The 25,481-nt window shown below is 73.3% G+C and carries 24 protein-coding genes; 14 read left to right on the top strand and 10 right to left on the bottom strand.

The features are described from left to right. Positions 1-100: 100 nt before the first annotated feature. From B5D80_RS20575 to B5D80_RS20585, 3 genes are all read left to right on the top strand, one after another. Positions 101-988 carry an SAM-dependent methyltransferase gene (locus tag B5D80_RS20575; RefSeq protein ID WP_211291593.1) on the top strand — a complete coding sequence of 296 codons (888 nt, stop codon included), beginning with the start codon at positions 101-103 and terminating at the stop codon, positions 986-988. Between the two features lie 7 nt (positions 989-995). Next, on the top strand, positions 996-3,161 hold the full coding sequence (locus tag B5D80_RS20580) for a putative bifunctional diguanylate cyclase/phosphodiesterase (protein ID WP_088645542.1): 2,166 nt from the start codon (positions 996-998) through the stop codon (positions 3,159-3,161). A gap of 174 nt (positions 3,162-3,335) precedes the next feature. Next, complete coding sequence (locus B5D80_RS20585; protein WP_088645543.1) at positions 3,336-3,836, top strand: DUF456 domain-containing protein; 501 nt, start codon at positions 3,336-3,338, stop codon at positions 3,834-3,836. Between the two features lie 152 nt (positions 3,837-3,988). Here the strand turns inward: B5D80_RS20585 and B5D80_RS20590 are convergent, their stop codons facing one another. Beyond that, positions 3,989-4,189, bottom strand: coding sequence for a DUF397 domain-containing protein (locus B5D80_RS20590; RefSeq protein WP_088645544.1), 201 nt, complete (start codon positions 4,187-4,189; stop codon positions 3,989-3,991). Then, positions 4,180-4,983 carry a helix-turn-helix domain-containing protein gene (locus B5D80_RS20595; RefSeq protein ID WP_211291594.1) on the bottom strand — a complete coding sequence of 268 codons (804 nt, stop codon included), beginning with the start codon at positions 4,981-4,983 and terminating at the stop codon, positions 4,180-4,182. Before B5D80_RS20595 ends, B5D80_RS20590 begins: the two co-directional genes overlap by 10 nt. Before the next feature lie 230 nt (positions 4,984-5,213). Here B5D80_RS20595 and B5D80_RS34860 point away from each other — a divergent pair, with 230 nt between their 5' ends. The 3 genes from B5D80_RS34860 to B5D80_RS20605 all read left to right on the top strand — a co-directional run bounded on the left by B5D80_RS34860 (position 5,214) and on the right by B5D80_RS20605 (position 7,663). Beyond that, on the top strand, positions 5,214-5,348 hold the full coding sequence (locus B5D80_RS34860; RefSeq protein ID WP_281253482.1) for a hypothetical protein: 135 nt from the start codon (positions 5,214-5,216) through the stop codon (positions 5,346-5,348). Beyond that, complete coding sequence (locus tag B5D80_RS20600) at positions 5,348-5,605, top strand: flavin reductase (protein WP_088645562.1); 258 nt, start codon at positions 5,348-5,350, stop codon at positions 5,603-5,605. Before B5D80_RS34860 ends, B5D80_RS20600 begins: the two co-directional genes overlap by 1 nt. Positions 5,606-6,025: 420 nt before the next feature. Beyond that, positions 6,026-7,663 carry an amino acid permease gene (locus tag B5D80_RS20605; RefSeq protein WP_245854821.1) on the top strand — a complete coding sequence of 546 codons (1,638 nt, stop codon included), beginning with the start codon at positions 6,026-6,028 and terminating at the stop codon, positions 7,661-7,663. A gap of 81 nt (positions 7,664-7,744) precedes the next feature. Here B5D80_RS20605 and B5D80_RS20610 read toward each other — a convergent pair whose 3' ends face one another. Then, positions 7,745-8,338 carry a hypothetical protein gene (locus B5D80_RS20610; protein WP_088645546.1) on the bottom strand — a complete coding sequence of 198 codons (594 nt, stop codon included), beginning with the start codon at positions 8,336-8,338 and terminating at the stop codon, positions 7,745-7,747. Positions 8,339-8,881: 543 nt separating this feature from the next. Here B5D80_RS20610 and B5D80_RS20615 point away from each other — a divergent pair. The 6 genes from B5D80_RS20615 (at position 8,882) to B5D80_RS20640 (ending at position 17,663) form a co-directional block, all read left to right on the top strand. Beyond that, the gene (locus tag B5D80_RS20615; protein ID WP_088645547.1) at positions 8,882-10,246 is read left to right on the top strand and encodes a glutamine synthetase family protein; all 1,365 of its coding nucleotides are present in this window, start codon (positions 8,882-8,884) and stop codon (positions 10,244-10,246) included. Positions 10,247-10,357: 111 nt separating this feature from the next. Continuing rightward, entirely contained in the window at positions 10,358-11,713 is a 1,356-nt protein-coding gene (locus B5D80_RS20620) for an aldehyde dehydrogenase family protein (RefSeq protein WP_088645548.1), read from the top strand. Positions 11,714-11,718: 5 nt separating this feature from the next. Beyond that, the gene (locus B5D80_RS20625) at positions 11,719-12,486 is read left to right on the top strand and encodes a 3-oxoacyl-ACP reductase (RefSeq protein ID WP_088645549.1); all 768 of its coding nucleotides are present in this window, start codon (positions 11,719-11,721) and stop codon (positions 12,484-12,486) included. Next, entirely contained in the window at positions 12,483-13,199 is a 717-nt protein-coding gene (locus tag B5D80_RS20630; protein WP_088645550.1) for a gamma-glutamyl-gamma-aminobutyrate hydrolase family protein, read from the top strand. The genes B5D80_RS20625 and B5D80_RS20630 overlap by 4 nt, the downstream gene beginning before the upstream one ends. A gap of 60 nt (positions 13,200-13,259) precedes the next feature. Further along, positions 13,260-13,811, top strand: a complete 552-nt coding sequence (locus B5D80_RS20635; RefSeq protein WP_088645551.1) for a pyridoxamine 5'-phosphate oxidase family protein — start codon at positions 13,260-13,262, stop codon at positions 13,809-13,811. 177 nt (positions 13,812-13,988) lie between these two features. Further along, positions 13,989-17,663, top strand: coding sequence for a SpoIIE family protein phosphatase (locus B5D80_RS20640; RefSeq protein ID WP_088645552.1), 3,675 nt, complete (start codon positions 13,989-13,991; stop codon positions 17,661-17,663). Positions 17,664-17,685: 22 nt separating this feature from the next. On the opposite strand, the gene B5D80_RS20645 is transcribed toward B5D80_RS20640, so the two are convergent. After that, entirely contained in the window at positions 17,686-18,000 is a 315-nt protein-coding gene (locus tag B5D80_RS20645) for an STAS domain-containing protein (RefSeq protein WP_245854823.1), read from the bottom strand. Positions 18,001-18,088: 88 nt separating this feature from the next. Between B5D80_RS20645 and map the strand changes: the two genes are divergently transcribed. Both map and B5D80_RS20655 read left to right on the top strand, forming a co-directional pair. Then, positions 18,089-18,946, top strand: coding sequence for a type I methionyl aminopeptidase (gene map, locus B5D80_RS20650; protein WP_088645554.1), 858 nt, complete (start codon positions 18,089-18,091; stop codon positions 18,944-18,946). Then, positions 18,943-19,659 (top strand): VIT1/CCC1 transporter family protein, encoded by a 717-nt coding sequence (locus B5D80_RS20655; RefSeq protein ID WP_088645555.1) that lies wholly within the window; start codon positions 18,943-18,945, stop codon positions 19,657-19,659. Before map ends, B5D80_RS20655 begins: the two co-directional genes overlap by 4 nt. Positions 19,660-19,714: 55 nt before the next feature. On the opposite strand, the gene B5D80_RS20660 is transcribed toward B5D80_RS20655, so the two are convergent. The 6 genes from B5D80_RS20660 to B5D80_RS20685 form a co-directional block, all read right to left on the bottom strand. Next, positions 19,715-20,446 carry a nucleotidyltransferase domain-containing protein gene (locus B5D80_RS20660; protein ID WP_245854825.1) on the bottom strand — a complete coding sequence of 244 codons (732 nt, stop codon included), beginning with the start codon at positions 20,444-20,446 and terminating at the stop codon, positions 19,715-19,717. Then, positions 20,443-20,922 (bottom strand): nitroreductase family deazaflavin-dependent oxidoreductase, encoded by a 480-nt coding sequence (locus tag B5D80_RS20665; protein WP_088645556.1) that lies wholly within the window; start codon positions 20,920-20,922, stop codon positions 20,443-20,445. The genes B5D80_RS20660 and B5D80_RS20665 overlap by 4 nt, the downstream gene beginning before the upstream one ends. A 57-nt stretch (positions 20,923-20,979) precedes the next feature. Then, positions 20,980-23,784: an FtsX-like permease family protein gene (locus B5D80_RS20670; protein ID WP_144081726.1), complete on the bottom strand. Its 2,805-nt coding sequence runs from the start codon at positions 23,782-23,784 to the stop codon at positions 20,980-20,982. Beyond that, positions 23,781-24,515 carry an ABC transporter ATP-binding protein gene (locus B5D80_RS20675; RefSeq protein ID WP_088645557.1) on the bottom strand — a complete coding sequence of 245 codons (735 nt, stop codon included), beginning with the start codon at positions 24,513-24,515 and terminating at the stop codon, positions 23,781-23,783. Before B5D80_RS20675 ends, B5D80_RS20670 begins: the two co-directional genes overlap by 4 nt. Further along, positions 24,512-25,099 carry a PadR family transcriptional regulator gene (locus tag B5D80_RS20680; protein ID WP_088645558.1) on the bottom strand — a complete coding sequence of 196 codons (588 nt, stop codon included), beginning with the start codon at positions 25,097-25,099 and terminating at the stop codon, positions 24,512-24,514. Before B5D80_RS20680 ends, B5D80_RS20675 begins: the two co-directional genes overlap by 4 nt. A gap of 57 nt (positions 25,100-25,156) precedes the next feature. Then, positions 25,157-25,481: ferritin-like domain-containing protein (locus tag B5D80_RS20685; RefSeq protein ID WP_088645559.1), on the bottom strand; the 325-nt coding region annotated here is incomplete at its 5' end.

A 25,481-nucleotide genomic window follows, 5' to 3' on the forward strand; every position in this document is an offset into this window, starting at 1 on the left:
TCCGGGCACAGATCGGGCTCGGCTGATCTCCCGTACCTGGGCGGACGGGCCTAGAGTGGTCAGCACCACACGATCCGCGGGTCGGCCGGTGCGGCTCCGCGTGCCCGCGCACGCCGTCGACACCGGTGCCCTCCCGCACCGCGGCGACGAACTGGGGGGCCAGGCAGAGATGCAGACGCCGGACGGACTTCCCGCCGAGATCGACCTGAGCCGGCCCAGCGCCGCCCGGGTCTACGACTACTTCCTCGGCGGCGCGCACAACTTCGAGATCGACAGGCGGCTCGCCGAGCAGATCGCCGGCATGACCCCGAACCTCGCGGCCACCATGCGCTCCGGCCGGGAGTTCCTGCGCCGCGCCGTGCGGGTGCTGCTCGACGCCGGCATCGACCAGTTCCTCGACATCGGCTCGGGCATCCCCACCGTCGGCAACGTCCACGAGGTCGCCCAGGCGGCCGACCCGCAGGCCCGCATCGTCTACGTCGACATCGACCCGGTCGCCGTGGCGCACAGCCGCGAACTGCTCACCGGCAACGACCGGGCCGTCGCCGTGCACGCCGACCTGCGGGAGCCGAAGCTCATCCTGGACGAGGCCCGGTCCAGCGGCCTGATCGACTTCGACCGTCCGCTGGGCATCCTGCTCGCCGGGGTGGTGCACTTCGTCCCCGACGTCGACCGCCCGGCCGACGTCCTCGCCACCCTGCGGGCCGCCGCCGCACCCGGCAGCTTCCTGGTCATCTCCCACTCCACCTTCGAGGACCAGCCCCAGGAGATGCTCGACGCGCAGCGGCTCTCGGCCCGTACCGACACCGAGATCACCCTGCGGTCCCGCGCCGAGATCACCGACTTCTTCGGCGACTGGACGCTGCTGGAACCCGGCGTGGTGCACATGCCGTTGTGGCGGCCCGACTCCCCGTCCGACGTGGACGACCACCCCGAGCGGTTCGGGGCGTTCGGCGGCGTCGCCCGGTACGACCGTTCCGCCGGCTGAGCCGACCATGTCCGCCGTTCCGGACCCCGGCGGCACCGACGCGTCCCGTCCGGGCGCGCAGGGCTACGCCGCCGACTGGGCACGGGCGGTACGCCGGCTCGGGTTCGTGCCGATGAGCACGGACGAGACCGAGCGGCTGCTGCTGGCGCACACCGTACGGCTGGCGCAGGCCCTGCTCGCCGAGGAGTTCTCGGCCGCCCCGGCGGAGGAGGTGGGCCGGGCGCTGGTGGAGGCGCACCTGACCGAACCGCGCATCCTGGACTGGTCGGTACGGGCACTAGGCGAGCAGTTGCCGCAGCGGGTGCTGCCCCCGGACGACCTGCCGCCCGACCTGCCCGTCCGGGTGGCCGCGTTGCAGGGTGGGCTGGCCGCCGGGTTCGGCCGGGCGCTGCGCGACCGTACCTTCAGCCAGCAGGAGCGGATCGCCCGGTCGGCCTGGCAGGCGCGGGATTCGGTGGAGCGGGCGCTGCGCGACAGCGAGGCGCGGTTCCGGGCGGTCTTCACCGGGGCGGTCATCGGCATCGGGATCGCCGGCATCGACGGTCAGATCATCGACGTCAACCAGTCCTTCGCCGACATGCTCGGCTACACCCCGGAGGAGCTGCGGCAGACCAACGTCGCGTCGCTGTTCCACCCCGACGACGCGGCCGGGATGTGGGAGATGTACCAGGAGCTGATCGAGGGCAAGCACGACAGCGTCCGGGTGGAGAAGCGCTACTACCGCAAGGACGGCAGCGTCGTCCTGACCGACCTGGCCGTCTCGCTGATCCGGCACGACGACGGTCGCCCCCGGTTCACGGTCGCGATGATCGAGGACATCACCCAGCGGTACGAACTCCAGCAGCGGCTGCGGTTCCAGGCCCTGCACGACCCGCTCACCGGCCTGCCCAACCGGACGCTGTTCTTCGAGAAGCTCGGCCAGGTCTTCGCCGACGCCGGGCCCGAGCAGCGGATCGGCGTCTGCTTCCTCGACCTGGACGGCTTCAAGGCGGTCAACGACAGCCTCGGCCACGACCTCGGCGACCGGCTGCTGGTCACCATCGCCCGGCGGCTGTCCGACTGCGTCATCGGCCAGGGGCACCTGGTGGCCCGGATGGGCGGCGACGAGTTCGTCATCCTGGTCAACGGCGGCGAGGGCATCGACGACGCGGTCGGTGTCGCCGAGTTGGCGCTCGCCGCGGTGGCCGCGCCGGTGCTCGTCGGCGACCACCAGCTCGCCGTCTCGGCGAGCGTGGGGGTGGTCGAGTGCCCGGCCAGCGAGACCAGCGTGTCCGAGCTGATGAAGGCCGCCGACACCACGCTGTACTGGGCGAAGGCGGAGGGCCGGGGCCGCTGGGCGGTGTACGACCCGGAGCGCAGCGCCGCCGACATCGCCCGGTCCGCGCTGGCGGCGGGCCTGCCGGCGGCACTGGACCGGGGTGAGTTCGTGGTGCACTACCAGCCGATCGTCTCCCTGCTGGACGGCTCGATGCTCGCGGTGGAGGCGCTGGTCCGCTGGGCGCACCCGGAGCGGGGCCTGGTCGGTCCGGACCGGTTCATCGGGCTGGCCGAGGAGACCGGGTTGATCGTCCGGCTCGGCGAGTGGGTGTTGCGACAGGCGTGCCGCGACGCCCGCGCCTGGCACCGGGAGTTCCCGGAGGCCAAACTGGTGGTCAGCGTCAACCTGGCCGCCCGGCAGGCCGACGACCCGGCCATCGTGGACACCGTCGCCAGCGCGCTGAGCCGCAGCGGCCTGCCGGCGGAACTGTTGCAGCTTGAGCTGACCGAGAGCGCCGTGATGGGCACCGCCGGGGAGCCGTTACGGTCGTTGTACCGGTTGGCGGATCTGGGCGTACGGCTGGCCATCGACGACTTCGGCACCGGCTACTCGAACCTGGCGTACCTGCGGCGGTTGCCGATCCACTGCCTGAAGCTGGCCGGCCCGTTCGTCGAGGGCATCCGGGGCGACGGCGGCGACTCCTCACCCGACCACCGGGACGAGCGGATCGTCGACGCCCTGGTCCGGTTGGCGCACGCGTTGGAGCTGTCGGTGACCGCCGAGGCGGTGGAGACCGGGGAGCAGGCCGAACGGTTGCGGGCGTTGCGCTGCGACACCGGCCAGGGCCGCTGGTTCGGCCCGCCCGCCCCGGCCGACCAGATCACCGCCCGGCTGCGCGGGGAGACGACTGAGTGACCTGCCCCCCGGCCGGTCGGGGGCGTCGTCGGCGGCGCGGTGGTGACCGGGGCGTGGTCGTTCGGGGTGGGGTGGCCGCAAGCGGCCGGTCGGGTGCGGGTGGCCGGCGGGGAGGCCGGTGCTCTGGCATGGTGACGACGTGACCGGGGGACCGGGCGGGGAAGAGGTGGCGGGGTGAGCCTGACCGACGGTGGGGCGGCGTTCTCGGTGGTCGCGGCGATCGCGATCGTCGCCGGGCTGGCCGGGGTGGTGGTGCCCGGCCTGCCGGCGCTGCCGCTGTGCTGGGGCGGGGTGCTGCTCTGGGCGATCTTCGGCGATGCCGGGCCGGGCCGCTGGGCGGTGCTCGCCGCCGCCACCGTGGTCGCCGCCGCCGGTGCCGTGATCAAGTACGCCTGGCCGGGGCGCAACCTCAAGCGCACCGGGGTGCCCACGTCGTCGCTGCTCGTCGGGGGTCTGCTCGGGCTGGTCGGGTTCTTCGTCATCCCGGTGATCGGCCTGGTGATCGGTTTCGTCGGCGGGGTGTGGGGGGCCGAACGGCTGCGGCTGGGCAGCAACCAGCTCGCCTGGCCGGCGACCGTGCAGGCGTTGAAGGCGGCCGGTCTGTCCATGATGGTGGAGTTCCTGGCCGGCCTGGTGATCGCCGCCCTCTGGGTGGCCGGCCTCCTCTTCACCTGACCCCCCACGACAGCGGCCGGGACCACCCGCGGGAGCACCCGGCAAGGTCGACTCGGTTGGGTCGATGTTGCGGTATCCGGCCGCCGGGACACCGCAATATCGGCCCAGGTGTGTCGATCAGGACGTGGCGGGCCGGCGATGGTCGGGGAAGGTCAGGCAGCGGGGCCGATCTGCTTGGCCAGGTCGACGAACGACTGCCAGGTGTCCGGAGCGAAGGCGAGGGTGCCGCCGGCACGGTCCTTGGTGTCGCGGACGAGGACGACGCCGGGCAGATTGTCCGCCACTTCGACGCAGTCGCCGCCGCCCGAACCGCTGCGGCTGGACTTGCGCCACTTGGCACCGATCAGGTCCATGACTTCACAACTTCCTTCATCAGCTCGGTCGACTGCCGGCGGGACAGGGCCTCGTTGCGGACCGTCTCCCACCTTGACAGCAGGGTAGCCAGGGCGTCGTCCTTGTCCACGACGATCCCGCCCAGTTGGTTCTCCAGGTTACCCACCCAACCACCGTCTGCGGTCTTCGCCAGGATGAACGGGCCGGTCAAGCTGACATGTATCGCGATGTCCGCAGGCACGATGTGGATGCTGATGTTGGGTCGCTCGGCCAGCTCGATCAGACGGTGTACCTGGTCTGCCAGCGCCTGGTGAAAGGCCTCGTCGACGCGGCGGATCACGATCTCGTCGAGAACCACCACGAACTGCGGCGGCTCGTCCTTGTTCAGGATCGACTGCCGGTCCATTCGGGCTGCGAGGCGCTGCTCGACCTGGGCATCGGTCAGTTTGTCGTCGCAGCGGATCACCGCACGCGCGTACGCCTCGGTCTGAAGTAGGCCGGGCACCAGGGTCGGTTGGTAGCACCGGAGCTGGTCAGCGGCTCGTTCAGCATCCAGCCAGGGACGGAACCAACGCGGCTGACCGTCACGCCTCGCCAGCTCCAACAGGGACACGAACAGGCCGCCGGTCTCCAGCACCTCATCCGCTCGGGCGGCGAAGGGCGTATCCATTGCGCGGGTGCCGGTTTCGACAGCCGAGACAGTGGACGCCGAGTAGTTCGTGCGCTTGCCGAACTCATCCTGGTTCATTCCTGCCAGTACCCGCTGCCGACGGAGCTGCGCGCGGATGAGGCCCATGTTCCGATCGCCTTCCAAGATTCCTCCAGACATGCGCCAAGATCTGCAAGCTGCGCCGAGCGTCGACCAAGATCCGTAGATCCTCATCGCGACCAGGCTCGATGCCTCCCGACAGTAGCGACGCGCTCACCAGACTGTCATCAGGTGGGTCGGCTCGGACGCCGACGGTGTCGGGGCCGACTTCGCGGGGGCCGCTCCCTTCCTGGCCAGTGGGAGCGGCCCCTTCCCAGACACGCGAGGAGGTCGACATGAAGGGTTCGGTCATGTGGTGGAGGATCATGAGGACGCCGCCCTGCCGGGTGGTCGGGAGCGTCAGTCGGCTCCTACGGTCGGCTGACCTGATCGGCGACGAGGCGCAGGCCGCCGCGCTGTGGGGGCGGTGATGGTGGTGGTTCGTCCGCCTGTCCCGCACGTCGCGATGCGTCCGCTGTGGCGTTGCCGTAACTGCGGCCGGCAGTGGCCCTGCCAGCCGGCCAAGCTCGCGCTGCTCACCGAGTACCGGCACGACCGGATGTCCCTGCTGATCTATCTCGGCGCCCTCATGTACGAGGCCACCAACCAGCTCACCCAACTCCACCCGGCCCACCCGCCCACCGGGATGACCGAGCGCTTCCTGTCCTGGGCCAGGGCCCGGGGCTGAGAGCCGTGCAGGATCGGCGGCAAGATCGACTCTTCTGGGTCGATGTTGCGGTGTCCATGCCCGGCGGATACCGCAACATCGGCCCAGGCGAGTGGATCAGGGCGGGAGGGAGGCGGGGCGGGACGCCCGTCGGGTACGGCACGACGCCGTACGTGAGAGAGAGGTGGGCGTCCCGCGCCGCCGTGGTGCCGGGCTCCTGCCGAGCGCCCGGCGTCGGCCCGTCGCGATCGGGCCTGGTCACGGGCTCAAGCATGCGTCGGTGCGGGGCCCGGGGCAACCTGATTACCGCCCGGCCGGGGCGACATGATTTAACGGGTTCGGCACCGGCGACGGATTGACCGTCGTGATCGGCGGGACGAGACTCGGGCGCACCCGGGGATCACCCGGGCAGTTCCGGGTACCACCTCAGGGAGGTGTGCTGTGGCCACAACGCCCCCGCCGACCACCGGGCAACCGCCGACCACCGGGCAACCGCCGACCGCCGGGCAACCGCACGCGCCGGACGACGACGCCCGACGACTCGCCGAACTCGGCTACCAGCAGGAGTTGCGCCGTACGTGGAGCGGCTTCTCCAACTTCGCCATCTCATTCTCGATCATCTCGATCCTGGCCGGCTGTTTCACCACCTTCGGTCAGGCGTGGAACAACGGCGGGCCGGTCGCCATCTCCTGGGGCTGGCCGCTGATCTCGCTGTTCATCCTGATCATCGGGTTCTGCCTGGCCGAACTGGTCTCGGCGTATCCGACGGCCGGGGGGATCTACTGGTGGGCGGCGAAGATGGGCAGGCCGGTGCACGGCTGGTTCACCGGCTGGCTCAACCTGATCGGCCTGGTCGCGGTCACCGCGTCGGTGGACTACGGCTGCGCCACCTTCCTCAACCTCACCCTGTCGGCGCTCTTCGACGGGTGGGAGGGGACGCTGCGGCAGGCGTTCGTCCTGTTCGTGATCATCCTGGCCCTGCACGGGCTGATCAACATCTTCGGGCACCGGATCATCGACGTACTCCAGAACGTGTCGGTCTGGTGGCACGTGGCCGGCGCCGCCGCCGTGGTGGCCATCCTGCTGCTGGTGCCCGACCGGCACCAGAGCTTCCAGTTCGTGTTCACCGAGCGGTTCAACAACTCCGGATTCGGTGACGGTGACACCGGCGGGTTGACGTTCTGGTTCTACGTGCTGCCGCTGGGATTCCTGCTCACCCAGTACACGATCACCGGATTCGACGCCTGCGCGCACGTGTCCGAGGAGACCCGGGGCGCGTCGCAGGCCGCCGCCAAGGGGTTGTGGCGGTCGATCTTCTATTCGGCGGTGGGCGGGTGGATCCTGCTGTTGGCGTTCCTGTTCGCCGCCACCGACGTGGACGCGGTCAACGCGGCCGGCGGATTCTCCGGCGCCATCTTCGAATCCGCGCTGACCCCGTTCTTCTTCAAGACGGTCATTATCATCTCCACCATCGGGCAGTTCTTCTGCGGAATGAGCTGCGTGACCTCGATGAGCCGGATGACGTACGCGTTCAGCCGGGACCGGGCGGTGCCGGGCTGGCGGCTGTGGTCGAAGGTCGACCGCAACGGCACCCCGGCCAACGCGATCATCGGGGCGACGCTTGCCGGTCTGGTGCTCACCCTGCCGGCGCTCTACGAGAGCCCGTCCGGTATCCCGGTCGCCTTCTACGCGGTGGTGTCGGTGGCGGTGATCGGCCTCTACCTGTCCTTCGTCATCCCGATCGCGCTGCGGCTGCGCCTCGGCGACCGGTTCGAGCCGGGCCCGTGGACGCTCGGCCGGAAATACAAGCTGCTCGGCTGGATCGCGGTGGTCGAGATCGCCGTCATCGCGGTGTACTTCGTGCTGCCGATCGTGCCGGCCGGGGTGCCCGGCAACCCGGAGTTCAGCTGGTCGGCGGTGAACTACGCGCCGCTGGCCGTCGGCGGGGTGCTGCTCGGGGTGGGCATCTGGTGGTACGCCTCGGCCCGGAAGTGGTTCACCGGGCCGCGCCGGACGGTCGACGTACCCGGGCCGACGGCACCGGCGGCGGACGCCGCCCGGGTCGACGGACCGGCCTGACCACGAGCCCTGCGGGGCGACCACGGACAGCCCCCGGCCGGAACCCTGACGGGTTCCGGCCGGGGCCGCCCGGCGCGACCGTCAGAGATAGACGCTGTTGCTGAAGGTGAGCGGAATGAACGTGGTCGGGCCGCCGTAGTTCCAGGTGATGAAGGCGTCCGCGCCCGTCTTGTACTCGCCGCTGGACCGGGGGTACTCGGTGTCGGCGGTCGTGGTGGTGGTGCTGTAGTTCGTGTAGGTGGCGTAGGTGATCTGGGTGCCGTAGCGGAACAGGGCCACCTCGACCTGGGCCGCGTAGACGGGGTAGGTGCACCGGACGGTGGCGAGGCCCTCCTCGCCGCCGCCGTACGGGCCGCCGTAGTAGACGAACGGGGTGCTCGGGGTCAGCGTGCAGGTGACGGTGATGGAACCGACGGTCCCGGTCACCGAGGTCGAGGCGAGGGTGCCGGCGGAACCCGCCGACACGCCGGTGGCCCCGGTGGACAGCGGCGCGAGGCGACCGGCCCGCGCGCCGCCGGTGGCGGACGATCCGGCCGCCGGCTGCGCGGCGTCGGCCCCGGTGGTGCGGGGGGCCGCCTGGGTCGGGCCGGCCACCGCGAGCAGCGCGGCGGAAACGGCGATCGCCACCAGGGCGGCGAGGGCCCGGGGCTTCCCACTGGTACGTACTCTCGTCATTACGCGTCCTTCGGTGCGTCGTGATGGAGCAGTTCGGGTGTTTCTGGGCCGGCCGGCCCGGTGCGACCGAGAGGGCCGAACATCCACGCTCCGGTGACCGGTCGACGCATTGCGCGCGAAATACGCGGCAGGTCAGGGGAAGTGGTCGTGCGGATCGGCCGACAAAGTGCCGTGCGTCGCACCGGCCGGCCCAAATTCTGGCAAGGTTTCCAACTTCCACGCAAGGTCGCCGTCCGATTACCGATCGGTGTGGTCGGCTATGTGTCCGAACGGATGAGTGGCGTGTCGCGGCGCTTCTTTCCCGCCTTTGGGAAAAGCGTTTCCGGCGTTGTGCGTACGACAATTTCCGCTCGTTCCGCGGGTCGGGGTCGCGTCCGGCTCCGGGCGGCTGCGGGGCGCGGGCGGGCGTTCGCGGGCCGGGCCGCCGGGTCCGGGCCGGGACCGGCCGGACCACCCCGGCCCGGGGGGTTTGCCGGCCCGCCCGGACGGGGCATTGACGGTGATCCGCTCGGCCCGGTAGACCTTGGTGATGGAGGCGCACGGATGAGGAAAGCCCCGCTCACGCTGGAACAGCTCCGGGTCGCCGTCGCCGAGGGCGAGATCGACACGGTGGTGCTCGCCCTGACCGACATGCAGGGCCGCCTCCAGGGCAAACGGTTCCACGCGCCGTTCTTCCTCGACCAGGTGGTCGCCAACGGCAGCGAGGGCTGCAACTACCTGCTCGCCGTGGACGTCGACATGAACACCGTCGACGGGTACGCGATGTCGAGCTGGGAACGCGGCTACGGCGACTTCGCCATGCGCCCCGACCTGTCCACCCTGCGCCGGATGCCGTGGCAGCCGGGCAGCGTGCTGCTCCTGGCCGACCTGGAGTGGCTGGACGGCTCCGGCCCGGTGGTCGCCTCACCCCGGCAGATCCTGCGCCGGCAGCTCGACCGGCTGGCCGACCACGGGCTGACCGCGTACGCCGGCACCGAGCTGGAGTTCGTGCTCTACCGCGACTCGTACGAGGAGGCGTGGCGGCGCGGCTACCGCGACCTTAACCCGGCCAACCAGTACAACGTGGACTACTCGCTGCTGGGCACCGCCCGGGTGGAGCCGCTGCTGCGCCGCATCCGCACCGAGATGGCCGGCGCGGGGCTGACCCCGGAGAGCGCCAAGGGCGAGTGCAACCTCGGCCAGCACGAGATCGCCTTCCGCTACGACGAGGCGGTGGCCTGCGCCGACCACCACGTGATCTACAAGAACGGGGCGAAGGAGATCGCCGCCCAGGAGGGCGTGTCGATCACGTTCATGGCCAAGCCCAACGCCCGGGAGGGCAACTCCTGCCACATCCACTTCTCGCTGCGTGACGTCGACGGCCGCTCGGCGATGCTCGGCGACGGGCCGGCGCAGCTCAGCGTCACCGGGCAGCGGGTGCTGGCCGGGCTGCTCGCCACCATGCGGGAGATGAGCGTGCTGTTCGCCCCGAACATCAACTCCTACAAGCGCTACCAGCCCGGCTCGTTCGCGCCGACCGCGCTGCGCTGGGGCACCGACAACCGCACCTGCGCGCTGCGGCTGGTCGGCCACGGGCAGGGGATGCGAGTGGAGAACCGGGTGCCCGGCGCGGACGTCAACCCGTACCTGGCGATCGCCGCCCTGGTCGCCGGGGCGGTGCACGGCATCGAACAGGAGCTGGAGCTGGCCGACGAGTGCACCGGCAACGCCTACGACGATCCGGCCGCCGAGCGTGTTCCGCCCACCCTCCGCGACGCCCTCACCCTCTGGCAGGACTCCGAGATCGCCCGCTCGGCCTTCGGCGACGAGGTGCACGCCCACTACGCCAACCTGGCCAAGGTCGAACTGGCCGCCTTCGACGCCGCGGTGACCGACTGGGAACTGACCCGTGGCTTCGAACGCCTCTAACCCCCACCCCCACCCCTGCGTCGATCTTGGAGTTGTGGTGGACGATGTGTGGCGGTATGCGGCTTGTGCGGGGCACCACAACTCCATGATCCACGGGGAAAGGGGTGGGGCGTGACGCGGGTGGTTGATCCGGCCAGTGGGGATGTGGTCGCGGAGGTGGTGGGGGTCGGGCTGGAGGAGGTGGATGCGGCGATCGGGCGGGCGGATGTTGCCTTTGCGTCGTGGCGGGGGGTTGCGCCGGGGGAGCGGGGGCGGATTCTGCGGCGGTTCGCCGGGCTGGTCGACAGCCACCTGGAGGAGTTGGCGCGGCTGGAGGTGCGCAACGCGGGGCACACCATCGGTAATGCGCGGTGGGAGGCGGGCAACGTCCGCGACGTGCTCGACTACTACGCGGGGGCGCCGGAGCGGCTGACCGGGCGGCAGATCCCGGTGCCCGGCGGCTGGGACGTCACCTTCCACGAACCGCTCGGCGTGGTCGGGGTGATCGTGCCGTGGAACTTCCCGATGCCGATCGCCGCCTGGGGCTTCGCCCCGGCGCTGGCCGCCGGCAACACGGTCGTGCTCAAACCCGCCGAGCTGACCCCGCTCACCGCGCTGCGCCTGGCCGAGCTGGGGCGCGACGCCGGCCTGCCGGAGGGGGTGTTCACCGTGCTGCCCGGCCGGGGCGACGTGGTCGGCGAACGGTTCGTCACCCACCCGGCCGTGCGCAAGGTCTGCTTCACCGGCTCCACCGAGGTGGGCACCCGGATCATGGCCGGCTGCGCCGCCCAGGTGAAGCGGATCACCCTGGAGCTGGGCGGCAAGAGCGCCAACTTGGTCTTCGCCGACGCCGACCTGGAGAAGGCGGCGGCCACCGCGCCGTACGCCGTGTTCGACAACGCCGGCCAGGACTGCTGCGCCCGCTCCCGCATCCTGGTCCAGCGCCCGGTCTACGACCGGTTCCTGGAACTGCTCGAACCGGCGGTCCGGGCGCTGCGGGTGGAGGACCCGGCCGCCGAGACCGCCGAGATGGGCCCGCTGATCTCCGCCGCCCACCGCGACCGGGTCGCCGGCTACGTCGACGGCGCGACTGTCGCCTTCACCGGCACCCGCCCCGACGGCCCCGGCTTCTGGCACGCCCCGACGGTGCTGCTCGCCGACTCCCCGGCCGACCGGCACTGGCGGGAGGAGATCTTCGGGCCGGTCGTCTCGGTGCTCCCGTTCGACGACGAGGCCGACGCGGTCCGGCTCGCCAACGACACCGAGTACGGCCTGTCCGGCTCGATCTGGACCCGGGACGTCGGCCGGGCGCTGCGGCTGGCCCGCGCGGTCCAGGCGGGCAACCTGAGCGTCAACTCGCACTCCTCGGTGCGCTACTGGACCCCGTTCGGTGGGATGAAGCGTTCCGGGCTCGGTCGTGAGCTGGGCCCGGACGCGCTGCACGCGTTCACCGACGTCAAGAACGTCTTCATCGGCACAGAGGAGTGACGCCAGTGCAGGGTCGGCTACAGGACCGGGTCGCCGTGGTGACCGGGGCGGGCAGCGGGATCGGGTTGGCCACCGTGCGGCGGTTCGCCGCCGAGGGGGCCCGGGTGGTCTGCGTCGACATCGACGACGAGGCCGGCGGGCGGGCCGCCGAGGAGGTCGGCGGGGAGTACGTGCACACCGACGTCGCCGACGAGGCGGCCGTGCGGGACCTCTTCGACGGGGTCGCGCAGCGGCACGGCCGGGTCGACGTGGCGTTCAACAACGCCGGCATCTCCCCGCCCGACGACGACTCGATCCTCGACACCGGGCTGGACGCCTGGGAGCGGGTGCTGCGGGTCAACACCACGAGCGTCTACCTGTGCTGCAAGTACGCGATCCCGCACATGCGCCGGCAGGGCAAGGGTTCGATCATCAACACCGCCTCGTTCGTGGCGCTGATGGGGGCGGCCACCTCGCAGATCGCGTACACGGCGAGCAAGGGCGGGGTGCTGGCGATGACCCGGGAGCTGGGCGTGCAGTTCGCCCGGGAGGGCATCCGGGTCAACGCGCTCTGCCCCGGCCCGGTCGCCACCCCGCTGCTGCTGGAGTTGTTCGCCGCCGACCCGGAGCGGGCCGCCCGCCGGCTGGTGCACGTGCCGATGGGCCGGTTCGGCGCACCGGAGGAGATCGCCGCCGCGGTGGCCTTCCTGGCCAGCGACGACGCGTCGTTCATGACCGCCGCGCAGTTCGTCGTCGACGGTGGCATCACCGGCGCGTACGTCACCCCCCTGTGAGCGGGTCGGCGGCCGGCCGGCGGGCGCGTCCGCTGATCGGGATCACCGGGTACGTCGAGCCGGCGAGCTGGGCCGTCTGGCGGGACGTGCCGGCGTCGCTGATCCCGCAGGCGTACGTCCGCTCGGTGACCGCCGCCGGGGGTCGGGCCGTGGTGCTGCCCCCGGACGACCTGGACGCCGACGTGGTGGACGTGCTGGACGGGCTGCTGCTGGCCGGCGGCGCGGACGTCGGCCCGGAGCGCTACGGCCAGCCGGTGGACCCGCGTACCGAGCCCCGGCCCGACCGGGACGCCGGGGAGTCGGCCCTGCTGGCCGCCGCCCTCGCCGTGGACCTGCCGGTGCTCGGGGTGTGCCGGGGCATGCAGTTGCTGGCCGTCGCGCACGGCGGGTCGCTGCACCAGCACCTGCCGGACGTGGTGGGCCACGACCGGCACCGCCCCGCCCCGGGGGTGTACGGGGCGCATCCGGTCCGGTTCGCGCCGGGGACCCGGACGGCGTCGCTGCTGGCCGGGGTGGACCGGGTCAACTCGTACCACCACCAGGCGGTGGCCGATCCGGGGCGGCTCACGGTCACCGGCTGGGCCGACGACGCGGTGGTGGAGGCGGTGGAGGACCCGGCGCGGCGGTTCCTGCTCGGGGTGCAGTGGCATCCGGAGAACGACGACGACCCGCGTCCGGTGACCGCCCTGGTGAGGGCCGCCCGGGACCGCTGAGACATCCCATCAAACGGGAAGCCTGTCCCGGAATACGGTCAGCGGCGGCAGGATGACGGCATGGGGACCGTGTATCCGGCGCTGGACGGGCGACTGCGGGAGTTCGTCGAGGCGCAGCCGATGTTCTTCGTGGCCACCGCGCCCAGCGGCGGCGACGGGCACGTCAACGTCTCGCCCAAGGGCATGCGGGGCACGTTCGTCGTGCTCGGCCCGCACCGGGTGGCCTGGCTGGATTACCACGGCAGCGGCGCGGAGACGATCGCCCACCTGCGCGACAACGGCCGGATCACGCTGATGTTCTGCGCCTTCGACGGCCCACCGAAGATCGTCCGACTGCACGGGCGGGGCGTCGCCACCCCGGTCACCGACCCCGGCTTCGGGGCGCTGCTGGCCGACTTCCCCGAGCCGCCCGACGTGCACGCGGTGCGGGCGGTGATCGGGGTGACCGTGGACCGGGTCAGCGACTCCTGCGGCTACGCGGTGCCCCTGATGGACTACCGGGCCGACCGCGACCTGTTGCTCACCTCACACTCCCGGCGGACCGCCGAGGATCTGGTCACCTACCGGGCGACCAAGAACGCCGCCAGCATCGACGGCCTGCCGATCTTCTGACCGGACCGCCCCCCACCGTGCGCTGTCGGACAGATGACGGCAGGATGAGGCACGGGTTACCAGCGTCCGTCCGAACCGATGCGTTACGTTCCTGATCCGTCGGGGTAGAAGACGGACGCGACCGGCGGTGAGCCGAGGCGTTATGGGGGGCACGACCGGCCGAAGCAGGGGGCGCGGATGAGCTCGGCCCGTGGGGGCGAGGACGGCCGGGGGCTGTCCGCACTGTCGTCCGCCGACCGCGCACTGCCCCCGTGGCTGACCGGGGCGTTCGCGGCGGGTGGCGAGATGGGCCGCCGGCTGCGCGGACACGACTGGGCGGCCAGCCCGCTCGGCAGCCCCGACACCTGGCCGGCGGCGCTGAGCCACGCCATCGGCATGATGCTCTCCTCACGGGCCCAGATCGTGATGTTCTGGGGCCCCGACCAGTTGGCCTTCTACAACGACGCCTACCGGCCCACCATCGGCGACAAGCATCCCGTCGCGCTCGGCCGGCCGGCCCGGGAACACTGGGCCGAGACCTGGGACGTGCTCGGCCCCCTGCTCGACGGGGTACGCCGCAGCGGCGAGTCCTACCGGGGCGAGAACCACCCGTTCCTGCTCGACCGGCACGGCTTCGTCGAGCGGGTCTACTTCGACATCTCCTACGACCCGATCCGCGACGACGACGGCAGCGTCAACGGCGTCTTCTGCTTCGTCAACGAGACCACCGGCCGGGTCGTCGGGGAACGCCGGCTGCGGGCCCTGGCCGAACTCGGCTCCCGACTCGGCGCGGCCGGCAGCATGGCCGAGCTGGGGCGGGCCACGGCGGCGGTGCTCGACGGGCACCGGGCCGACGTCCCGTTCGCCCTGGTCTACCTGACCGACGAGACCGGCCGCCCGGTGCCGGCCGGGGTCAGCGGCGTCGACGCCGCCCGGGTGCCGGCCGAGCCGCCGGCCACGCTGGCCCGGGTCGCCGCCGGTGGGGTGGCCGCCGAGATCGAGGTGGCCGAACTGCTCGGCGCGGTGCCGGACGACGTCGCCACCCGGGCGCTGGTGCTGCCGCTCACCGCCACCAGCGAGCCCGCCGGGGCGCTGGTGGTCGGCCGGTCCGCCCGGCTGCCGCTCACCGACGAGTACCGCGACTTCCTCGGCCTGATCGCCGCTCAGGTGTCCCGGGTGGTCGGCCAGCAGCGGGTGTACGAGCAGGAACGGGCCCGCGCCGCCGAGCTGGCCGCGCTGGACCGCGCCAAGACCAACTTCTTCGCCAACGTCAGCCACGAGTTCCGTACCCCGCTGACCCTCGTCCTCGGCCCGCTGGAGGACATGCTGGCCGACCCGACGCTGTCCGCCGAGCACCTCGACCGGCTGACCATGATGCACCGCAACGCGCTGCGCCTGCTCAAGCTGGTCAACACGGTGCTCGACTTCTCCCGGCTGGAATCCGGCCGGCTGGCCGCCCACTACCAGCCCACCGACCTGGCCGCGTACACCTCCCGGCTGGCCGGCACCTTCCGCTCCGCGACCGAGCGGGCCGGGCTGCGGCTCGTGGTCGACTGCCAGCCGCTGCCCGCGCCGGTCTTCCTGGACCGCGACATGTGGGAGAAGATCGTCTTCAACCTGCTCTCCAACGCGCTGAAGTTCACCTTCGACGGGGAGATCCGGGTCCGGGTGGCCGCGGTCGACGGCACGGCCCGGCTGGAGGTGACCGACACCGGGGTCGGCATCGCCGCCGAGGAGGTGCCGCACGTCTTCGAGCGGTTCCACCGGGTGCCGGGGGTCCGCTCGCGTACCCACGAGGGCACCGGGATCGGCCTGGCCCTCGTCCGTGAACTGGTCGAGATGCACGGCGGCACCGTCGCCGCCACCAGCCGGGTCGACCACGGCACCACGGTCACCGTGACCGTCCCGTTCGGCTCCGCGCACCTGCCGCCCGACCGGGTCGCCGGCCCTGGGCCGCTGCCCACCGAGTCGTCGCAGGCGTCGCTCTACGTCGCGGAGACCGCCCGGTGGACCGACCGGCCCGACCCGGCCGGCGACGGGCGGCCCACCCCGACCACCGGCGACCCCGCCCGGGTCGGCCGGGTCCTGCTCGCCGACGACAACGCCGACCTGCGCGAACACGTCACCCGGCTGCTCAGCCCCGAGTACGAGGTGGTGGCCGTGCCGGACGGGGCGGTGGCCCTCCAGGAGGCCACCGCGGGCCGGTTCGACCTGGTGCTCACCGACGTGATGATGCCCCGGCTGGACGGCTTCGGCCTGGTCACCGCGCTGCGCGGAAACCCGGCCACCCGGCACGTGCCGATCGTGCTGCTCTCCGCGCGGGCCGGTTCCGCCGAGGCGGTCGCCGGTCTCTCCGTGGGTGCCGACGACTACCTCACCAAGCCGTTCTCCGGCACGGAGCTGATCGCCCGGGTCCGGGCGAACGTCGAGCTGGGCCAGTTGCGTGGCCAGATCATCCGCCGGTTGCGGGCGCTCGCCGACGCCGCCGTGGCGGTCAACACCGCGAAGTCGACAGCCGACGTGGTCCGGGTCGCCGCCCGGCACGCCCTGCACCTCGCCGAGGCGGCCCGGGTGTCGGTGACCACCGTCACCGGCGCGCGGCACGAGGCCGACGGCGGCGGCACCAGCACCGACCAGCCGTCCCAGGTGCTGCCGCTGACCGGCAGCACCGGTGGGCAGCTCGGCGAGCTGCGGGTGTGGCGTCGGGAGGGCGACGGCACCGAGCACGCCGCCGTCGGGGAACTGGCCCGCCTGGTCGGCGTACGACTGGAGAACGCCCAGCTCTACGAGGCCGAACACCGGATCGCCACCACGCTGCAACACAGCCTGCTGCCCCGGTCGCTACCCCAGCTCCCCGGTGCGGTGGTGGCCAGCCGCTACCTGCCCGGCAGCACCGACGTCGAGGTCGGCGGCGACTGGTACGACGTGATCGGCCTCGGCGACGACGAGGTGGTGCTGGTCATCGGCGACGTGGTCGGCAAGGGCGTCCGGGCCGCCGCCGCGATGGGTCAGCTCCGCAACGGCCTGCGGGCCTACCTGCTGGAGGGCTACGACCCGGGGCAGGCGTTGACCCGGCTCAACCGGCTGGTCGGCTCGACCGAGCGGCAGTCGTTCGCCACCGTGTTCTGCCTCTCCTTCACTCCGCGCACCGGCCGGCTGCGGTACGCCAGCGCCGGTCATCCGTCCCCCCTGCTGATCCGAGGAGACGACGTGGCCTTCCTGCACGAGCAGGCCCTCGGGCCGCCCATCGGGGCGCTCACCGGCACCGACTACCGCACCGTCGAGGGTGGACTCGCCCCCGGCGGCCGGCTGCTGCTCTACACCGACGGCCTGATCGAGGACCGGCGGGCCGGCATCGACGCGGCGCTCACCCAGCTCCGGGCGGACGCCGGTGCCGGCGGCGGGCACGTGGCCGACCTGGTGGACGCGGTGGTGGAGCGGGTCGACGGACGCGACCGGCACGACGACGTCGCGGTGCTGGCCCTGGAGGCCGCCGAGCTGAACCGGTTCGCGTTGCGGCTGCCCGCCGACCCGACCCGGCTCAGCGTGCTGCGCAAGCGGCTGGAGGACTTCCTGGTCGCGCACTCCGTCGGCGAGAACGACCTGTTCGACCTGATCGTCGCCGTGTCCGAGGCCGCCGCCAACGCGATCGAGCACCCGGTCGCGCCGGTGGAGCCGACGATCGGCGTCGAGGTGTCGATCGTCGACCGGACGGTGGTGGCGACGGTGCGCGACAGCGGCCGGTGGCGGGAGTCGACCGGGGCCGGGTTCCGGGGCCGGGGGCTCGCGCTGATCGAGGCGCTGGGCGAGCTGACGGTACGCCGTACCGACGAGGGGACCGAGGTGTCGCTGCGCCGCCGGCTGGCCGACTGAGCCGGCCCGGCGCGGCCCCGGGTCAGAGCGGGCGCAGCCACTCCTGGTCGCCGAGGCCGGAGATCTCCAGCACCCGGCTGACCTGCCGGGACGGGAACACGGTCAGCGCGCCCGGGAACCGCCGGGCGAGCTGGACCACCGCGTGGATGGCGGCCGAGTCGAAGAAGGTGACGGCGCGCAGATCCAGGGTGACCTGCCGGGCCGGCTCACGGAGGGTGGTCTGGACCATGGTGTCGGCGGTGGCCATGTCGACCTCGCCGGTCACCGTGACGCGGACGTGGTCCCCGGTGACCTCCGCGCGCGCGGAGAACACGGGCGGTGCACCCCCTAGATCCACCCGGCCACCATTGCACAGCCCGGTGGTGACGGCAACAACCGCCGGGCCGTGCCGGAGGCCCCCCGCCCCACGGAGATAGGCTGTCGTCATGACCGTCCGTGCCCCGCTCACCCCCGGCACACTCTCCCCGTGGCGAGCGGTCCCCGACCACATCGCCCGCCCGGAGTACGTGGGCCGCAAGCAACCCCAGCAGTGGCGCGGCTCGCACGTGCAGACCCCGCAGACCATCGAGAAGATGCGGGTCGCCGGCCGGTTGGCGGCGCAGGCCACCCAGCTCGCGGGCGCGCACTGCAAGCCCGGGGTCACCACCGACGAGATCGACCGGGTGGTGCACGAGTTCCTCGTCGACCACGGCGCCTACCCGTCGACGCTGGGCTACCGGGGCTTCCCCAAGTCCTGCTGCACCAGCATCAACGAGGTCATCTGCCACGGCATCCCCGACTCGACGGTGCTCGCCGACGGTGACATCGTCAACGTCGACGTCACCGCCTACCTCGACGGGGTGCACGGCGACACCGACGCCACCTTCTGCGTGGGCGAGGTCAGCGAGGAGGCCCGGCTGCTCGTCGAGCGCACCCACGAGGCGATGATGCGCGGCATCCGGGCCGTGCGCCCCGGCCGGCAGATCAACGTGATCGGCCGGGTCATCGAGTCGTACGCCAAGCGGTTCGGCTACGGGGTGGTCCGCGACTTCACCGGCCACGGCATCGGCGAGGCCTTCCACAGCGGCCTGTACGTGCCGCACTACGACAGCCCGCGGCCCACCGACATCATGGAACCCGGCATGACCTTCACCGTCGAGCCGATGATCACCCTCGGCACCTACCAGTACGACATGTGGGACGACGGCTGGACGGTCGTCACCAAGGACCGGAAGTGGACGGCCCAGTTCGAGCACACCATCGTCGTCACCGACGACGGCTTCGAGATCCTCACCCTGCCGTGACCGACACCCCGGCGGCGCTGCGGGAGGCGCACCACGCGGACGTGTCCGGCGGCTGGCTGCGGCCCGCCGTATTCGGCGCGATGGACGGCCTGGTCACCAACATCGCCCTGATCGCCGGGGTCGGCGGCGGCGGGGTGTCGGCGCACAGCATCGTGCTCACCGGCACCGCCGGCCTGGTCGCCGGCGCCATCTCGATGGGGCTGGGCGAGTACACCAGCGTCCGGTCGGCCAACGAGCAGGTCGCCGCCGAGGTCGCCAAGGAACGCCGCGAGCTGGAACGCCACCCGGAGGCCGAGGCCCGGGAGCTGTCCGACGCCTGGGTGGCCCGGGGTCTGCCCCGCGACCTGGCCGACCAGGTCGCCGAGGCGGTACGCCGCAACCCGGAGGAGGCGCTGCGGGTGCACGTCCGGGAGGAGCTGGGGGTCGACCCCGACGAACAACCCAGCCCCTGGGCGGCGGCCGTCTCGTCGTTCCTCTGCTTCTCCGTCGGGGCGCTGATCCCGCTGCTGAGCTACCTGCTCGGCTCCACCAGCCTGGCGCTGGCGCTCGCCGTCGGCGGGGTGGGGCTCTTCGCGGCCGGGGCGGTCGTGGCCCGGTTCACCCATCGCCCCTGGTGGGCCGGCGGGCTGCGGCAGTTGCTGCTCGGCGCGGCGGCGGCCGGGGCGACCTATCTGATCGGGATGCTCATCGGGGTGCAGGGCGGCCTCGGCTAGACCGTCGGGGCCGGCCCGGCCGGTCGTCGCGGTCGGCCTCCGACTGAGCTTCGGCTCAGCCGGCGAGCAGGTCGTCCACCGTGCCGTCGACCGGGCGGCCCCGGGCGGTCAGCTCCTCGGCCTGCCCGGTCAGTACCCGGCCCACCTCGGTCATGTCCGCGCCGGCCAGCCCGGCACGCCGTACCGCGTCGCCCGGGTCACGGAAGTAGGTGCGGCTGAGCAGGCCGCTGACCGTGGCCGCCGCCAGCCGCGCCTCACCCAGCATCACCAGCGCCTGGTCGGTCTCGTACCACTCGGCGAGCCGGGTCGCGCGGGCGTACGCCGCCCAGCCCCGGTACCAGGCGTCCCGGGCGGCGGTGCTGAACTCCGCCGGCCGGGCCCGCGCCAGCCGGCCCAGGTGCTCGTCGCGCAGGGTGCGCAGCCAGCCGGTCGGGTCGTGCAGCGCGACGGTCGTGACGTACCGGTCGGCGGTCAGCGGCCAGGCCGGGGTCAACGTCCGGGCCTGCCGCAGGTAGCCGTCGGCGTCGGCCACGGTCAGCGCGACCAGCACCCCGTCCACCCGCCGGGTCGACGGGGCCGGCCCGCCGCCCGCCCGGTAGGTGACCAGCAGCAGGCCGACCTCGGCGTCCCCGCCACCGTCGTCGTCGCCGTGCGCCAGCGGGCCGTGCACGGCCACCGCGAGGATGTCCGCCGGGAAACGTCGCCGCGCCGCGTCGGCCGTCCGGGCGGCGACCTGCCAGCGCGGATCGTCCAGGTCCGGCCCGGCTGCCGGCTCCGGCACGGTCACGGCAGGTCGGCACCGGTCGGGGCCAGCCGGAAGATGTGGATCTCCCGGCCGCCGGCCCGCTGCACGTACGTCCGGTACGCCGGCCACTCGGTGACCAGCAACTGCCAGAGCCGGTCCCGCTCGGCCCCGGTCGCCAGGTCGGCGCGGACGGCGAGCCGGCGACCCTTGACGGCCACCTCCGCCTGCGGCCGGGCGAGCAGGTTCAGCACCCAGCCGGGCTGGTGCCGCTGACCCCAGTTGGAGCCGATCACCACGAACCCGTCGCCGTCCGGCACGTACAGCAGGGGGTTACTGCGCGGCAGGCCGGAACGGTGCCCGGTGGTCGTGATGATCAGCGAGGGGACCAGCCCCAGCGCGACCACCCGACCCCGGGTGAGCCGCCCGACCATCCGGTCGACGGGGACGAGCAGGCGCATGGTGGCACCGAACCACTCGTGGTGACCGAGCCGCCGGGTGAGGGTTCCGAGTACGGGCACCCGGCCAGTCTGCCTGGTCGACGCGGGGTCCGCACCCACCGGCTTCCGGCGGGCCGCTCAGTCCAGCCGGCGTTCGACAGTGAGGCGGGACCTGGTGAACAGACCGGCACCGAGCATCGCCACCAGCGGCACCACCACCAGCACGCCGAGGGTCTGCCAGGGCACCACCACCGGGTACGGCGTCTGGGTCGGCCAGGTCTGCGCGTACTGGCGGTTCGTCGAGGTCAGGATGATCAGCGCGGAGCCGAGTCCGGCCGCGATGCCGAGCGCCGAGCCCACCACGGCGATCACCCCCGCCTGGCAGAGCGACAGCATCCGGCGTACCCGGGGACTGGCCCCCACCGCCGCGAGCGTGGAGAGGTCCCGGCGGCCCTCCGCCGCGGCGAGCCCGGTGGCCACCCCGGCCGCGCCCAGGGTGATCACCCCGGCGCCGGCCGCCAACAGGAGCAGCACCGGCCGCTGCTCCGAGTGGGGCGGACCCCGCTCGATCTGCGCGGTGACCGGCAGCAGCGGGCGCAGCGCGGTGACCACCCGGTCGAGTTGCGCGGTGGTCGGCGCGGACCGGGTGTCGACGGCGAAACCGACAGGCTCCGTGCGCAGGCCGACCCGGGCGGCGGCGGCCGGGGAGAGCACCAGCCGGTCCACCGGCAGCCCGTCGCGCAGCAGGTGACCGGGGAGGGTGACGGTGGTCGCCACCGGCGGGCGGGAGTCGCCGACCGACCGGTCGACCCGGACCGTCACCCGGCCGTCGACCACGTAGCGGGGGTCGGTCACCACCACGCCACCGGCCCGCAGCACGGCGGCCGCGGCCGCCACCTCCGCCGCCGGCGCACCGCTGAGCACCCCCAGGGCGGCACCGTCGTCGACCATGGCCGGCAGGTAGAAACCGCTGACGATGCGGACCGGCGGGACGCAGCGCGGGTCGGCCAGCGCCTCGCGGCGGACCTCGGCCGTCCGGTACGACTCCGCGTCGTACGGGCAGGCCCGGCCGGCGGGCAGCACCGGCGTGACCGTGCAGTAGGCGCTCGGGTGCCGCACCTGGGTACAGCCGGGCACCGCCACCGGCAGCACCGCGTCGGTGCCCAGCTCGGCCCGGACCCGCTCGGTGATCAGCGGCAGCGGGGGCAGCGGGCCGGTGCCGTCCCGGTCGCCGCGCAGCAGCAGCACCCGGCCCGGCGGCATCCCCGGCTGCCAGTCGGCCTGGCTGCGGGCGTCGTCGCTGGCCACGTAGACGCCCAGGGCGACGCTGCCGGCGACGGCGGCCATCACCGCGGAGATGGCCGGGGCGGCCGACGAGCGGTTGCGGCTGGCGTCGCGCAGCGCGATCCGGGGGGCGGGTGGCAGCAGCGGGCCGAGCCGGGCCAGCAGACCGATCAGCGTGGGCGTGCAGAAGACCAGGCCCAGCTCACCCAGGACCAGCCCGGCGAGGATCACCGGGGTGTCGCCCCCGGCCGCGCCCAGGGCGGCGGTCCCGCTGCCCAGCACGGTCAACGTCACCCCGAGGAGCAGCCAGCGGCGGCGGTGCGGGGGTGCGGTCCGGCGACCGGCCAACCCGGCCACCACGTCCTGCCTGGCGGCGGCCAGCGCCGGGGCGAGCGCGGCCAGCACCCCGGCCAGCACCGCGACCGCCGCGATCGCGGCGAGCGCCGCCGGGAAGACCCGGTAGCCCCCGCTGCGCGCCCCCAGCACGTGTTCCTCGACCAGCGACCGGCCGGCGAGCGCCGCGGTGACCCCGAGCAGCAGCCCGCACGCGGCCCCGAGCCCGCCGAGGACCACCCCGTCGGCGAGCACGATCCGCCGCAGGTGCACCGGGTCGCCGCCGGCCACCGCGACCAGCGCCAGGTCCCGCCGTCGCCGCCGGACCCCGACCGCGAAGGCGGGGCCGACCAGCAGGACGACCTCCAGCAGACCGAGGCCGCCGACCAGCACCGCGTTGCTCGCCAGCACCGGGTCGGGCAGGTTGAGCGTCGACCCGTCGGGGGATTGGGCACCCGGCACCGGATTCCGGGCGCTGACCAGCACGCCGTGCGCGTTGAGCCGGTCCACCAGCGCGGCGTCCACCGGGCCGGGGAGGTCGACCAGCCAGCTCTCGTCGTAGCTCCGCCCGTCCCGGGGCAGCCCGGTCGGGGTCAGGGCGACGATCTCCCCGAGCTGGTCGGGGAACTCGACCACGCCGACCACCCGCCACCGGCGGGTGCCGTCGGCCGCGTCGACCGACCCGCCCACCCGGACGCCCATCCGGGCGGCGGCCTGCGCGCTCACCGCGACCTCGTCGGGTGCGGTCGGGACCCGCCCGGACCGCAGCCGCACCGTCGAGCGGGCCACCGGGTCGGTCAGGTCCAGCGCCCGCCCGTCCAGGGTCCTGGTCCGGTCGCCGATCCGCACCTCGAACGGCACCCACCAGCTCACCCGGCTGGCCCGGCTGCCGGCCGGCAGCAGCGCCTCGATCTCCGCCCGGCCCACCGGCCGCTCCCGGGTCACCTGATCACCCGTGCGGGCCCAGTTCGTGTCCCCCCAGGAGTCCTGGTGGATCGGGTTCTCCGCCACCCAGTGCAGCTCGACGTCGGCGGTGCCGGCCCGCTGGGCGAAGCTCTCCTCCCGGGTGAGGTCGGCCATGTCGTAGGTGACCGCGACGAAGCTCAGCACCACCACCGGCAGCGCGATCATCGTCAGCACCAGCGCGGTACGCCCCCGTGCCCGCCGCGCCTCGCGCCTGGCGATCCGCAGCGCCGCCCGCCAGGACCCGACCGTGCCGGCGAGCCGGGCCGTGCGGGCGGACCGGCCGTCGGCGTGGGGCGGTCCGCCCGGGTGGGACGGCCCGTCCGGGTGGGATGGTCCGTCCGGGTGGGGCGGGGAGCTCACCGGCCGATTCCGGAGAGCAGGTGCTCCACCCCGGCCAACGGCGCGGTGGAGTCGACCATGACGCCGTCGCGGAGGAACACCACCCGGTCGGCCCAGCCCGCGTGCCGGGCCTCGTGGGTCACCAGCACCCCGGCCGCGCCCGCGTCGACCCGGCGGCGCAGCAGGTGCAGCACGGCCTCCCCGGTCTGCGAGTCCAGCGCCCCGGTCGGCTCGTCGGCGAGCACCAGCCGCCGCTCGCCGACCAGCGCCCGCGCGATCGCCACCCGCTGCTGCTGGCCCCCGGACATCTGGTCCGGGAAGCGTCCGCCGAGCCCGTCCAGGCCGACCTCCTCCAGCGCCGCCAGGGCCGCCCGCCGGGCCTGGCGTACGCCGACCCCGTCGAGTTCCAGCGGCAGCGCCACGTTCTCCGCGGCGGTGAGGCTGCCGAGCAGGTTCAGATCCTGGAAGACGTAGCCGATCCGGCGACGGCGCAGCCGGGCCAGCCGCCGCCCGTCGAGCGTGCCGAGCGCCGCCCCCTCGACCAGCACCTCCCCGGCGGTCGGCCGGTCGAGCCCGCCGGCCAGGGTGAGCAGGGTCGACTTGCCCGAGCCGGAGGGACCCATCACGGCCACCAGCTCGCCCGGTCGTACGGCGAGGCTCACCCCGCGCAGCGCGTGCACGGCGGCCTCCCCGCCCCCGTGGGTGCGGTGCACGTCGCGCAGTTCCAGCACCGCGCCGTCGGGGCCGGTCACCGGTGTGCCTCCTCGTCGGCCCGCTCCACCACCTCCGGCGGTGACCCGCTGCGTGCGGTGGGGGCCGCCGGCCGGTGCCGGACCAGGCTGGTCTCGCAGTGGTCGAGCCAGCGGATCTCCGCCTCGGCCTGGAACATCATCGCGTCCAGCACCAGTCGCCAGGGCAGGTCCTCCGGCCGGTCGCTGGTGTACTTGAGCCGGGTCAGCTCCTGCAACGTGCGCATGGTCGCGCCACGCTGGGTCTGCACCACCGCCCGCACGTCGACCCCGGGTGTGGTCAGCGCCAGGGCCAGCTTGATGGACAGTTCGTCGCGGGGGCGGTCGTTGCGGCTGATCGGGGTGACGAACCACAGCGCGAGGTCCGCCCGTCCGGCATCGGTGATCTCGTACGGCCGCTGCCCGCCCTCGTGCTCGGGCAGGGAGCGGACCAGGCCGTCACGCTCCAGCCGGTTGAGGGTGGTGTAGACCTGACCGATGTTCAGCGGCCAGGTCGAGCCGGTCGACTCCTCGAACGCGGCCCGGAGCTGGTAGCCGTACATCTGGCCGCGCTCCAGCAGGGCGAGCAGGCCGTGACGGATGGACATGCGACGGAGTATGCATACCCCGTATGCGGCGCGCAACCGCAGGGTACGGGCGGTGGGTCAGGTGGGGCTGCCGGGGAACGGGACGGTCAGCGGGGTGATCCCCGCGCTGCGCCGCCACCGGGTGGCCCGTACCGCGCAGTCGGTCAGCGCGTTGAGCGCCCGGGTGCGGTCCGCGCCGGTGGTGACCGGCAGCGCCACCCGCCAGAACGCCGCGGTGCGCTCCTCCACCTGCACCGCCAGCCGCAGCGCGGCGGCCCGGTCGGTGACCGGGAACGGCAGGGCGTAGCCGGCCTGGTCGGCCGGGACGGTCCCCCCGGCGGAGCTGAGCTGGAGCACCAGCGCGTCGCGTCGGGACCGGTGGGCCGCCTCGGCGGCGCGGGCC

The organism is Micromonospora wenchangensis (assembly GCF_002210435.1).
GTDB lineage: Bacteria > Actinomycetota > Actinomycetes > Mycobacteriales > Micromonosporaceae > Micromonospora > Micromonospora wenchangensis.

Bases quoted from the DNA above. Each gene is read 5' to 3' on its own strand.
- B5D80_RS20580 (WP_088645542.1), top strand. From the start codon at position 996: ATGTCCGCCGTTCCGGACCCCGGCGGCACCGACGCGTCCCGTCCGGGC.
- B5D80_RS20590 (WP_088645544.1), bottom strand. From the start codon at position 4,189: ATGGACCTGATCGGTGCCAAGTGGCGCAAGTCCAGCCGCAGCGGTTCG.
- B5D80_RS20680 (WP_088645558.1), bottom strand. From the start codon at position 25,099: ATGTCCATCCGTCACGGCCTGCTCGCCCTGCTGGAGCGCGGCCAGATG.
- B5D80_RS20610 (WP_088645546.1), bottom strand. From the start codon at position 8,338: ATGACGAGAGTACGTACCAGTGGGAAGCCCCGGGCCCTCGCCGCCCTG.
- B5D80_RS34860 (WP_281253482.1), top strand. From the start codon at position 5,214: ATGAAGGGTTCGGTCATGTGGTGGAGGATCATGAGGACGCCGCCCTGC.
- B5D80_RS20615 (WP_088645547.1), top strand. From the start codon at position 8,882: ATGAGGAAAGCCCCGCTCACGCTGGAACAGCTCCGGGTCGCCGTCGCC.
- B5D80_RS20600 (WP_088645562.1), top strand. From the start codon at position 5,348: ATGGTGGTGGTTCGTCCGCCTGTCCCGCACGTCGCGATGCGTCCGCTG.
- B5D80_RS20640 (WP_088645552.1), top strand. From the start codon at position 13,989: ATGAGCTCGGCCCGTGGGGGCGAGGACGGCCGGGGGCTGTCCGCACTG.
- map (WP_088645554.1), top strand. From the start codon at position 18,089: ATGACCGTCCGTGCCCCGCTCACCCCCGGCACACTCTCCCCGTGGCGA.
- B5D80_RS20635 (WP_088645551.1), top strand. From the start codon at position 13,260: ATGGGGACCGTGTATCCGGCGCTGGACGGGCGACTGCGGGAGTTCGTC.